We start from the raw sequence: 9,950 nt of genomic DNA, 5'->3' as shown, positions 1-9,950 counted from the left end.
CCCCCCCCCCCCCCCCCCCCCCCCCCCCCCCCCGCCCCCCCCCCCCCCCCCCCCCCCCCCCCCCCCCCCCCCCCCACCCACAGGGGTTTTAGGGTGTGTCAGGAAGTAAAGAGGCCAGCCATGACCTTCAGCCGCTTCTTGTACACCCGCCGCGCCTCCAAGGCCTCCTCCAGCGTCACCGCCACAAACCCCGCCCGCTGGTTCGGCTGCATCTGCCCGATCAAATCCAGATCCGCACTGATCACCGTGCCAATCATCGCGTAGCCACCGCCCGACACCGCATCCCTGTGCAGCACAATCGGCTCCAAGCCGGCTGGCACCTGGATCGAGCCAATGGGGTAGCAACTGTCGACGATATTCGACGGATCAGAGCCCGCGCCAAATGGCTGCTCACGCGGCTGAAAACTCAGCGCGCTGCCGCCCTTGAAGCGATAGCCGATGCGATCCGCCTCGGAGCCCACCGTCCACGGCTCGGCAAAAAAGCTGCTTTTCGCGCCGTCAGTCAGCCGGTCGTAATACAGCCCCGGCACCACACGCAAGGTCACATCGCCGCCGACTGAGCGACGCAGCGCCATCGGCAAACTGTTGCCCGCACGCCCATGCCCACTGGCATCGCCGATCGGCAGTTCATCGCCCGCCTGCAAGAGCCGTCCCTGAAACCCACCGAGCGCGCCGAGGGTGTACGTCGAGCGGCTGCCGAGCACCAATGGCACATCAATGCCGCCCGCCACCGCCAGGTAGGTGCGCGCGCCCGCCTTGGGAAACTCAAAGCGCAACACTTGCCCGGCGCGCACCTGGAACGCGGTGTCCTGGTGCACCACGTCGCCGTCCAGGCGCGGCGCCATCAGCGCACCGCTGAGCGCCACCAACGCGTCCTGTTGGAACTGCAACTCCGGGCCAATCAACGTGCATTCCAGGCCCGCCGCACCCACCGGGTTGCCCACCAGGTGGTTGGCCGCGCTCAACGCGTATTGGTCGAGCGCACCCGAGGGCGGAATGCCCAAGTGGTAATAGCCTTCACGACCAAGGTCCTGCACAGAGGTGGCGAGGCCGGGTTTGATGACTTTGATCATGCCAGCGCCTCCTGCAGGGTTTTCGGATAGCCAACGGGGTCGGCAAGAAAGGCGTCGAGGGAAAATTCCACCGGGCGGATGCGCAGGTCGAAACGCCCCGCGTCCACCTCGGCGACCGCCAGGTCATAGGCGTCGCGGTCCAGCGGTTTGAACTGCACGATGTCACCGGGGCGGAAGAACACCATGTGTTCCTTGAGGTACGCCAACTGCTGCGCCGGGTCGTAGATCGGCGCCGGGGTTACGCCGAACATCTGGTAACCACCGGCGCCGCGTACCGAGTAGATACAGCCAAAGCAGCCGCCATGCCCGAGGGTCAATTTGGGCGTGTCAGTGCGCGGGCGCAGGTACTTGGGCACCTGCAATTGCCGTTCGCGCTCAACCATCTGGAACATGAACGGCAGGCCTGCGACAAAGCCCACCATCGACACAAACCACGGCGCGCCGCTGTGGGCGGCGATAAACGCGTCCACGTCGGCCAGGCCGTTGATGCGCGCGGCGTATTCCAGGTCCGTGCCCGTGGGGTCTTGGTGACGGTCGCGAAAACGCATCAGCGTTTCGTGGGTCCACGGGTCGTTGTAGAGCACCGGGATTTCAATGATGCGCGTGTGCAACGTGCGCTCGGCCACGGCCTGGGCTTCGGCGCTTTGCACGGCGTCGAGCAGCACGTGTGGCGCGATGCGGTCGGGGTCGAAGCGAATCTGAAATGACGCATTGGCCAGGCACACATCCAGCACGCCTTCCAGCGCCAGACGCTCCACGGCGCGGGTCACGGCCATGCCTTTGAAAAAGGCCTGCAGGGACATGCTGTCGCTGACCTCGGCAAACAGGTGTTCATCACCGCCGAAGCTGTAGCGGATGGGGGACGTTTCAGCCATGTCTGTTCCTCTTGGAATCATTGTAGAAAGGCAGGCAAAAAATAATGTGGGGGGGCACGCTTTTTGTTGTGGTGAGCGCATGTCGTTGTGGCAAGCGGTCTTACTGTTGCCAGTGGGCCTACTGTGGTCAGTGGGCCTACTGTGGTCAGTGGGCCTACTGTTGCCAGTGGGCTTACTGTGGCGAGCGGGCTTGCCCCGCGTTGGGCTGCGCAGCAGCCCTTAAATCAGGCGACTGTGTGCTACCTGATACTACGCGGCGTTTATTGGGGCGGCTTCGCCGCCCAACGCGGGGCAAGCCCGCTCGCCACAGGCCACAGCAAGCCCGCGTCTCAGCAAGCCCGCTCGCCCTCAGAGAGTCCGCTCCCCCCAACACGTCCACTGGCCGCAGTGACTACGATGCCCGCCTGGTCTAAGGCTTCGCGAGTGGCCTCGACCAATTCCAGCGCGCCGGGCGTGTCGCTGTGCAGGCAGATGGAGTCGAATTCGATAGGCAGGTCTTCGCCCTCTACCGTTCGCACCAACCCCGTCCGACAAGCGCGCAAGACCCGCGCCGCGACCGTTGCAGGGTCAAGCGCGCGCACATTGCGGGTAAACACGATGGAGCCGGTCAGGTCGTATTCACGGTCGGCATAAAACTCGCGCACCACAGGCTGCCCGAGTTCCTTGGCAACGCGCCAGATCACCGAGTTGGGCATGCAGTACAGCAACAGTGTCGGCTCAATGAGTTGCAGGTTTTGCACCAGCAAGCGCGCGGCCTCTTCGTCGCGGGCCAGGTGCATGTAGAGCGCGCCGTGGGGCTTGATGTGTTGCAGGGGCACGCCTTGGGCGCGGGCGATTTCGCGCAGGGCGCCGAGCTGGTAGAGCATGTCGTCCACCAGTTCCTGGGCCGGTGCGTTGATGTGCCGACGGCCGAAACCCACCAGGTCGCGAAAGCCTGGATGCGCGCCGATCGCCACGCCCAGTTGCTTGGCGCGCGCGACGGTGCGGCGCATGGTACCGGGGTCACCGGCGTGGAAGCCGGTGGCGATGTTGGCTGAGCTGATGTAAGCCATCAGTTCAGCATCCACGCCATCGCCGATGGTCCAGGGGCCGAAGCCTTCGCCCATGTCTGAATTGAAATCCACTGCCTGCATCGGTGTCGCTCCGCCAAAGGTGATGCGAGGAAAGTAGGCTGGCGCTTGACCCCTTGGGAAGATCTATTATCAGATGGCCCATCTTCTGAAAATCAGATAACGCCATGTCCCTGACTTTGCGCCAAGTTCGCTATTTCGTCGCCACTGCCGAGATCGGCCAGATTTCCCAGGCGGCCATTCACTTGAACATCTCCCAGTCGGCGGTGACCACGGCGATCAAGGAACTGGAAGCCATGCTCGGCGTGCAGCTGTTTGTGCGTTCGGCCCAAGGCATGAACCTGACCGATGCCGGGCGGCACTTTCTCAACCGAGCCTATGTGATTGTGCGCAGCGTGGACGACGCGCTGAACAGCCCGCTGCCGGATTACCGCGCCAGCGGCGTGCTGCGCGTGGCGGCCAGTTACACGGTGCTCGGCTACTTCCTGCCGCATCACTTGCAGCGCATGGAACACTGGCACCCGGACGTGACCATCGAGGTGTTCGAGCAAGAGCGCCAGGCCATCGAACACGGCCTGCTCGACGGTCAATTCGACATGGCCGTGGTGCTCACCGCCAACCTCACTCACCCGGATATCGTCTCGGAGATCCTGTTCAATTCCGAACGCCGCCTGTGGCTGCCCAGCCACCACCCGTTGTGCGAACGCGGCGCCGTGAGCCTGGCCGATGTGGCGCAGCAACCCTACATCCTGCTCACCGTCGACGAGGCCGAACACAGCGCCATGCGCTACTGGGAACAGGCCGGACAAACGCCCAAGGTGCGGCTGCGCACCAGTTCAGTGGAAGCGGTGCGCAGCATGGTTGCCAATGGCAGCGGCGTGGCGATCCTGTCGGACCTGGTGCACCGGCCCTGGTCCCTGGAAGGCAAGCGCATCGAAACGCTGACGGTGACCGACCCGGTGACGCCCATGAGCGTCGGCCTGGCCTGGCACCGCGAGCGCGCGTTCACGCCGGCGATGCAGGCGTTTCGGGATTACTTCCACGACGCCTTCCTGGCGCCGCAGCAGTTGTCGGCGCGGCGTTAAATCCGGGCTTGCAAGGTGGCGGCCAGCCAATCCATGAACACCCGCACGCGCTGTGGCAAATGCCGTTGCCCGGCATAGAGCAGCGACACGTCCAACGCCGGCGCGGGGTAGTCAGGCAACACGGCCACCAGTTCACCGCGCTCGAGTAAATCGCGAATCCCCAGGACCGGCACCTGAGTGATGCCAAAACCGCCCAGGCACGCCGACTTGTACGCATCGGTGCTGTTGACCGTGACGCGCCCGGCCATCGGCACGCGGTGCACTTTGTTGCCCTGCTGGTATTCGAACCCCGGCGAACGCGAACCCAATGGCCGCACGTAATGCACCAATTGGTGATGCGCCAGGTCGGCCAGGGTCTCGGGCTTGCCATGGCGCTGAACATACTCGGCGCTGACGCAGTTGATCATCGGCATGCTGTACAGCAGGCGCGCGACCACCGACTGATCGGGCTGCGCGCCAACGCGCAACACGCAGTCGAAACCTTCGGCGAGCAGGTCTACCTGGCGGTCGGTGGTGCTGATCTCCAGCTCGATCAAGGGGTGGGCGTGCATGAATTCGGGCAGGCGCGGCAGAATCAGGTCCCGCGCCATGACATTGGGCATGTCCACGCGAATGCGCCCGCTCAGTTGCGCTTCATCCTGACGAAACAGACCTTCAAGTTCTTCCATGTGCGACAGCAAATCCTTGCTGCGCTCATACAGCACGCGCCCGTCCTGAGTGGCCTGCACCTTGCGCGTGGTGCGCTGCAACAGGCGCGCACCGAGCAATTCTTCGAGTGCCTGCACGTGCTCGGACACCGTGGAGCGCGGCAGGCCCAGGCTCTCGCCGGCCTGGGTGAAACTCGACAGTTCGGTGACCCGCACGAAGGTGCGCAACAGCTCAAGCTTGTTCATGGGATTGTTCGCCTTATCCGGCCAGTGATTCCGATAACGCCCTGTTTATCACGTTACGAGCGGACAAATACACTCAGTCCCACTGATCACACACGAGGACTGCACCATGACCCGTAAAATCGCACTCATCACTGGCGCCAGCCGCGGCCTGGGCAAAAGCGCAGCGCTGCACCTGGCGGCACAGGGCGTCGACATCATCGGCACCTACCACAGCGCCGCAGCCGACGCCCAAGCGGTGGTGGAACAGATTCAGGCGCTGGGTGGCCGTGCGGCCATGCTGCAACTGGATGTCAGCCAAAGCGGCACGTTCAATGACTTCGTCGGCGAGATCAGCACAGTACTCAAGGATGTTTTCGCACAGGATCACTTCAATTTTCTGATCAACAACGCCGGCATCGGCGCTCACGCCAGCTTCGCCGAAACCACTGAAGAACAGTTTGACCGCCTGGTGGCCATCCACCTCAAGGCGCCATTTTTCCTCACGCAAAAATTGCTCCCGCTGATCAGCGATGGCGGGCGCATCATCAATATCTCCAGCGGCCTGGCGCGGTTCAGCCTGCCAGGGTATTCGGCGTATGCCTCGATGAAAGGCGCGGTTGAAGTGCTGTCGCGCTACCAGGCCAAAGAGTTGGGCCCGCGCGGCATTACCGTCAACACCCTGGCACCGGGCGCCATCGCCACCGACTTCGGCGGCGGCGCGGTGCGCGACAACAAAGACCTCAACGCAATGGTCGCCAACAACACCGCGCTGGGCCGTGCCGGTTTGCCAGACGACATCGGCGGCGCGATCTCGATCTTGCTGGCCGATGGCAGCCACTGGATCACCGGGCAACGCATCGAAGCTTCGGGCGGCATGTTTCTGTAGGCATTGTGCGCTAGCATCAATGCCTTCAAGTCACAGACAGGCAATCACCGATGAGTTTCGATCCAGGTTTGGCCGGCGGCATGGGCGTATTGGCAGCCGTGGTCGACAGCGGCAGTTTTGCCCGCGCCGCCGACAGCCTGGACATGACGCCTTCGGGGGTCAGCCGAGCGATTTCGCGACTGGAAAAGCGCCTGGGGATTCGCCTGTTCGACCGCACCACGCGCTCGGTGCAACTGACCGACGAAGGCCGACGTTTTTATCAGCAAATCGCGCCGTTGCTGGCCGGTCTCGAAGAGGCCGCCAGCTCCGCCGCCGACAGTGCATTGACCGTACGCGGGCGCTTGCGGGTGAATATCGACCCGTACTTTTCGCGCCTGGTATTGGGCCCGGTGCTGGGCGACTTCATGCGCCGCTACCCGCAATTGCAGTTGGACTTGCACACCCGCGACCAACTCGGCGACCTGGTCGCCGACGGTTTTGACGTGGCGATTCGCTTCGGCATCCCACAATCCTCCTCGCTGATCGCGCGCAAATTGATGCAAGTGCGCGTGCTCACCGTGGCCTCCCCCGCTTACCTTGAGCAATACGGCCGACCGGCCACGCCACAAGACTTGGAAACCGGGCATATGTGCCTGGACTTTCGCGACTCGCAGACCGGGCGCCCGTTTGCCTGGGAGTTCCACCGCAAGGGCGAGCAGGTGATCGTGCGCACTGACGGGCGCTTGGTGGTCAACGACGCCAGCACCTTGTACAGCGTGTGTGAACACGGGCACGCGGTGGCGCAAATGCTCGACCTGGGCCTGACGCCGGCGCTCAATGCCGGCAGCCTGGTGGAGTTGTTTCCCGACTGGCCGGACGAGCGTTTTCCGTTGTACGCCTACTACCCGTCGCGGCATTTGCCCGCCGCCAAGGTGCGGGCGTTTCTGGAGTTTGTCGCCTCGCTCAAGCTTGGCTGACCAGCCGGCGCTGTACGAATTTTTCCCGCAGCACGTCATAGCCACAGTGATACACATAGGTGTACGGCAGGAAGAACAGCAGCACGCCGATGTCGAGAATAAACGCCTGCATCAGGCTGATGTTCAGCCACGCTGCGATCAACGGCACACACATCAGAATCAGGCCGCCCTCGAACATCAACGCGTGCAGCACACGCGTCCAGCCATTGTTGGCGAGTTTCCAGCGGGCCTTCAGGCGGTCGAACAGGCCGTTGAAGATCACGTTCCAGGTCAGCGCCATCAGGCTGATCGCCAGGGTGACCATGCCCATCTCCAGGGCGGGCTTGTCCATGATCCACGCCAGCAACGGGGTGCAGATCAACAACGCCAAACCCTCAAAACCAATGGCTTGGCAAACACGTTCAGTAATCGACTTGGTAGGGTTCATGGCCCGGCTCCGTGAGTGACGACGCTTGCCATGATTACCCTTTGAATCGATACTTCATAACTAATAACCATCGATCAAGGCGATAGTCATGGCCTCTCATGAAGTGCTGCAGGCGTTTGTCCAAGCGGCCACCCAAGGCTCTTTTTCCGCCGCGGCGCGCAAGTTGGGCAAGAGCCAGTCCACTGTCAGCGCGGCGGTCGCGAGTCTGGAGATTGACCTGGATGTGACGCTGTTTGATCGCAGCAGCCGCAAGCCAACGCTCACCCCGGCCGGCCACGTGTTGTTGCAACGCGCCGAGCAGGTGCTGGAGGCCAGCAGCCGCCTGGCGCTGGCGGCGAGCCAGTTGTCACAAGGCCTGGAGCCTAAGTTGACCATCGCCATGTCCGATACTTACCAGTCCGACCGCTTTGAAATAGCCCTCAAAGCGTTTGAACAGCGCTACCCGGACCTTGAGCTGGAATGCCTGATCGCCGAGTGCGAAGACTTGGTCGCTCTGGTGCAGAGCGGCCGAGCGCAGATTGCGTTTATCGAGCAACAGGACACCTACCCGCCCGACCTGACGGGCGCTCCCGTGGAAGAGCGCACCGAAATTGCGCTGTTCGTTGCGCCTTCACACCCGTTGGCCCACTTGAAAAACATCTGCGTGAACACCTTGCAGCAGCATCGCGAGCTGCGCCTGGCCAGCATCATCAACCCGAATGAAATCCGTGCCACTGGGCGCGTGTGGTCGGCACCCAGCTACCTGATGTTGATGGAAATGGCGCAGCTGGGGTTCGGCTGGGCGCCGATACCGCGCTGGCTGGTGGAGCGCTTTGGCGGCGACCACCTGGTGGAGCTTAAGGCCCGTGGTTGGCCACGCTCGGTGGCGGTGGACGCGCTGTGGTCAAGGCACCACCCGCCGGGGCCGGCGGGAAGTTGGTTGCTCGGCAAGATGTTGGAGTGATTGCCCCTAGGCAACGCGTCTGCATGTGGGAGCTGGCTTGCCAGCTCCCACAGGGTTGATCCTTATTGTCTGGGGGATTTGAGTTCAGCCAGGCGTCGCTCTAAAAAGCGCTTTTCTGGGGTTTGCTGAGTCAGTGACAGGGCTTTTTCGTACGAAGCACGGGTTTGTTCGCTACGCCCCAACTGCCGACAAAACTCCCCGCGCGCCGAATGTGCCCAGTGGTAATCCAGCAACTCGCTTCGCGCAAAAATTGCCTCCACTGCCTGCAGGCCTGCCCACGGCCCATCGCGCATGGCCAGCGCCACCGCGCGGTTCAACTCGATCACCGGCGACGCCACCGCCCTGAGCAACACGTCATAGAGCCCGACAATCTGCGGCCAGTCCGTCTCCCCCGCGCTCGACGCTTCGGCGTGCACCGCCGCAATGGCGGCTTGCAGGCAATACGGGCCAAAACGCCGTGTGCTCAACGCCTGCTCCACCAGTGCGCAGCCTTCAGCAATCAAGGACGCGTCCCACAACCCACGGTCCTGTTCATCCAGCAACACCAACTCGCCGTCGGCCGAGGTGCGCGCAGCTCGGCGTGATTCGTGCAACAGCATCAGCGCCAGCAGGCCGATGACTTCCGGCTCTGGCAGCAGCTCCACCAGCAAGCGCCCCAGCCGAATGGCTTCGCGGGTCAGGTCCTCCCGAGTAAGGTTCGCGCCCATCGACGCCGAATAGCCCTCGTTGAACACCAGGTAAACCACGCGTAACACGCTGTCCAGGCGCTCGGGCAATTCGTCGCGGGACGGCACCTGATAGGCAATCTTCGCCTCGCGAATCTTGCCCTTGGCGCGCACGATGCGCTGGGCGATGGTGGTGGGCGTGGCGAGAAAGGCGCGGGCGATTTCCTCGGTGGTGAGGGCGCAGATCTCACGCAAGGTCAGCGCCGCCTGGGCGTCAGGCGCCAGCGCCGGGTGGCAGCAGGTGAACATCAGGCGCAGGCGGTCGTCTTCCACGTCGTCCTCACTCCACTCGGCCGCTTCCAGCGCGTCGGCCTGCTCCTGCAACAAGGGGGTAAAACGGGCCTGGCGGCGCAGGCGGTCGATGGCTTTGAAACGGCCGGTCGAGACCAGCCAGGCGCGTGGATTGCTCGGCACACCGTCGTGCTGCCAGCGCTCGACCGCGACGAAGAACGCCTCGTGCAGGGCTTCTTCGGCGAGGTCGAAATCACCGAGCAAACGGATCAGCGTGGCGAGCACGCGGCGTGACTCGCTGTGGTAGATCGCCTCCAGTTCAGGCGTCAATCGGGCATGCCCTGGGTCACCAGCGTCACCAGGCGATCCAGGCTCTGGCCCCAGCCGTCATGAAACCCCATGGCTTCATGCGCCTGTTTATCGGCTTCGCTCCAGTGCATGGCGCGAGCGGTATACAGCGTCTTGCCTTCGACCTCTTCGAAGGTCACTTCAGCGGTCATGAACGGCTTGCCCGATGGCACCCAGCCTGGCGAGTAAGCGTCGGTAAACACCAGCCGGCGCGGCGCCTGGATCTCCAGGAACACGCCTTGGGTTGGGTACTCGGCGCCATCCGGTGCGCGCATCAGGGTGCGAAACAGGCCACCGACCCACAGGTTCATTTCGCACTCGGGCGTGGTCATGCCGTGGGGTCCCCACCATTGTTGCAACAAGGCAGGTTCGGTCCAGGCGCGAAACACACGGTTGCGCGGGGCGTCGATCAAGCGGCTGATGGACAGTTCAAATTCGGCAATTGGCGTTGTCATGGGA

General features: G+C 63.3%; 11 protein-coding genes. 4 read left to right on the top strand and 7 right to left on the bottom strand.

The genetic code is table 11. From position 1 onward, the window contains the following. Window positions 1-98: 98 nt before the first annotated feature. The 3 genes from NTD89_RS24735 to NTD89_RS24725 form a co-directional block, all read right to left on the bottom strand. Complete coding sequence (locus NTD89_RS24735; RefSeq protein ID WP_262210189.1) at window positions 99-1,073, bottom strand: biotin-dependent carboxyltransferase family protein; 975 nt, start codon at window positions 1,071-1,073, stop codon at window positions 99-101. Then, a complete protein-coding gene (locus NTD89_RS24730; protein ID WP_145159435.1) occupies window positions 1,070-1,948 on the bottom strand; it encodes a 5-oxoprolinase subunit B family protein in 879 nt (292 codons plus the stop codon). The genes NTD89_RS24735 and NTD89_RS24730 overlap by 4 nt, the downstream gene beginning before the upstream one ends. A 329-nt stretch (window positions 1,949-2,277) precedes the next feature. Next, the gene (locus NTD89_RS24725; protein WP_262210188.1) at window positions 2,278-3,081 is read right to left on the bottom strand and encodes a 5-oxoprolinase subunit PxpA; all 804 of its coding nucleotides are present in this window, start codon (window positions 3,079-3,081) and stop codon (window positions 2,278-2,280) included. Between the two features lie 104 nt (window positions 3,082-3,185). Here NTD89_RS24725 and NTD89_RS24720 point away from each other — a divergent pair, with 104 nt between their 5' ends. Next, a complete protein-coding gene (locus NTD89_RS24720; RefSeq protein WP_145159439.1) occupies window positions 3,186-4,103 on the top strand; it encodes a LysR family transcriptional regulator in 918 nt (305 codons plus the stop codon). Here the strand turns inward: NTD89_RS24720 and NTD89_RS24715 are convergent. After that, window positions 4,100-4,996 (bottom strand): LysR family transcriptional regulator, encoded by an 897-nt coding sequence (locus NTD89_RS24715; protein WP_145159441.1) that lies wholly within the window; start codon window positions 4,994-4,996, stop codon window positions 4,100-4,102. The genes NTD89_RS24720 and NTD89_RS24715 overlap by 4 nt on opposite strands. A 106-nt stretch (window positions 4,997-5,102) precedes the next feature. On the opposite strand from NTD89_RS24715, the gene NTD89_RS24710 reads away from it, so the two are divergent. Both NTD89_RS24710 and NTD89_RS24705 read left to right on the top strand, forming a co-directional pair. Then, window positions 5,103-5,861, top strand: coding sequence for an SDR family NAD(P)-dependent oxidoreductase (locus tag NTD89_RS24710; protein WP_262210186.1), 759 nt, complete (start codon window positions 5,103-5,105; stop codon window positions 5,859-5,861). 50 nt (window positions 5,862-5,911) lie between these two features. Beyond that, window positions 5,912-6,817: a LysR family transcriptional regulator gene (locus NTD89_RS24705; RefSeq protein ID WP_145159444.1), complete on the top strand. Its 906-nt coding sequence runs from the start codon at window positions 5,912-5,914 to the stop codon at window positions 6,815-6,817. Here NTD89_RS24705 and NTD89_RS24700 read toward each other — a convergent pair. Next, the gene (locus NTD89_RS24700) at window positions 6,804-7,244 is read right to left on the bottom strand and encodes a multidrug/biocide efflux PACE transporter (RefSeq protein ID WP_262210184.1); all 441 of its coding nucleotides are present in this window, start codon (window positions 7,242-7,244) and stop codon (window positions 6,804-6,806) included. The two genes, NTD89_RS24705 and NTD89_RS24700, sit on opposite strands and share 14 nt — an antisense overlap. An 88-nt stretch (window positions 7,245-7,332) precedes the next feature. Here NTD89_RS24700 and NTD89_RS24695 point away from each other — a divergent pair, with 88 nt between their 5' ends. Continuing rightward, entirely contained in the window at window positions 7,333-8,187 is an 855-nt protein-coding gene (locus tag NTD89_RS24695; protein ID WP_145159448.1) for a LysR family transcriptional regulator, read from the top strand. Window positions 8,188-8,249: 62 nt separating this feature from the next. On the opposite strand, the gene NTD89_RS24690 is transcribed toward NTD89_RS24695, so the two are convergent. Further along, the gene (locus NTD89_RS24690; protein WP_262210183.1) at window positions 8,250-9,473 is read right to left on the bottom strand and encodes an RNA polymerase sigma factor; all 1,224 of its coding nucleotides are present in this window, start codon (window positions 9,471-9,473) and stop codon (window positions 8,250-8,252) included. Then, window positions 9,470-9,946: an SRPBCC family protein gene (locus NTD89_RS24685; RefSeq protein ID WP_262210182.1), complete on the bottom strand. Its 477-nt coding sequence runs from the start codon at window positions 9,944-9,946 to the stop codon at window positions 9,470-9,472. Before NTD89_RS24685 ends, NTD89_RS24690 begins: the two co-directional genes overlap by 4 nt. Window positions 9,947-9,950: the final 4 nt, after the last annotated feature.

The sequence above is a fragment of the Pseudomonas sp. 14P_5.3_Bac1 genome, from assembly GCF_025466135.1.
In the GTDB taxonomy this organism is placed as follows: Bacteria; Pseudomonadota; Gammaproteobacteria; order Pseudomonadales; family Pseudomonadaceae; genus Aquipseudomonas.
Note: the sequence above shows the minus strand (reverse complement) of the source record. Positions and strands in the feature narration are given on the sequence as shown.

Coding starts and splice junctions, on each gene's coding strand:
- NTD89_RS24695 (WP_145159448.1), top strand. CDS start 7,333: ATGGCCTCTCATGAAGTGCTGCAGGCGTTTGTCCAAGCGGCCACCCAA.
- NTD89_RS24725 (WP_262210188.1), bottom strand. CDS start 3,081: ATGCAGGCAGTGGATTTCAATTCAGACATGGGCGAAGGCTTCGGCCCC.
- NTD89_RS24715 (WP_145159441.1), bottom strand. CDS start 4,996: ATGAACAAGCTTGAGCTGTTGCGCACCTTCGTGCGGGTCACCGAACTG.
- NTD89_RS24685 (WP_262210182.1), bottom strand. CDS start 9,946: ATGACAACGCCAATTGCCGAATTTGAACTGTCCATCAGCCGCTTGATC.
- NTD89_RS24710 (WP_262210186.1), top strand. CDS start 5,103: ATGACCCGTAAAATCGCACTCATCACTGGCGCCAGCCGCGGCCTGGGC.
- NTD89_RS24735 (WP_262210189.1), bottom strand. CDS start 1,073: ATGATCAAAGTCATCAAACCCGGCCTCGCCACCTCTGTGCAGGACCTT.
- NTD89_RS24705 (WP_145159444.1), top strand. CDS start 5,912: ATGAGTTTCGATCCAGGTTTGGCCGGCGGCATGGGCGTATTGGCAGCC.
- NTD89_RS24700 (WP_262210184.1), bottom strand. CDS start 7,244: ATGAACCCTACCAAGTCGATTACTGAACGTGTTTGCCAAGCCATTGGT.
- NTD89_RS24730 (WP_145159435.1), bottom strand. CDS start 1,948: ATGGCTGAAACGTCCCCCATCCGCTACAGCTTCGGCGGTGATGAACAC.
- NTD89_RS24720 (WP_145159439.1), top strand. CDS start 3,186: ATGTCCCTGACTTTGCGCCAAGTTCGCTATTTCGTCGCCACTGCCGAG.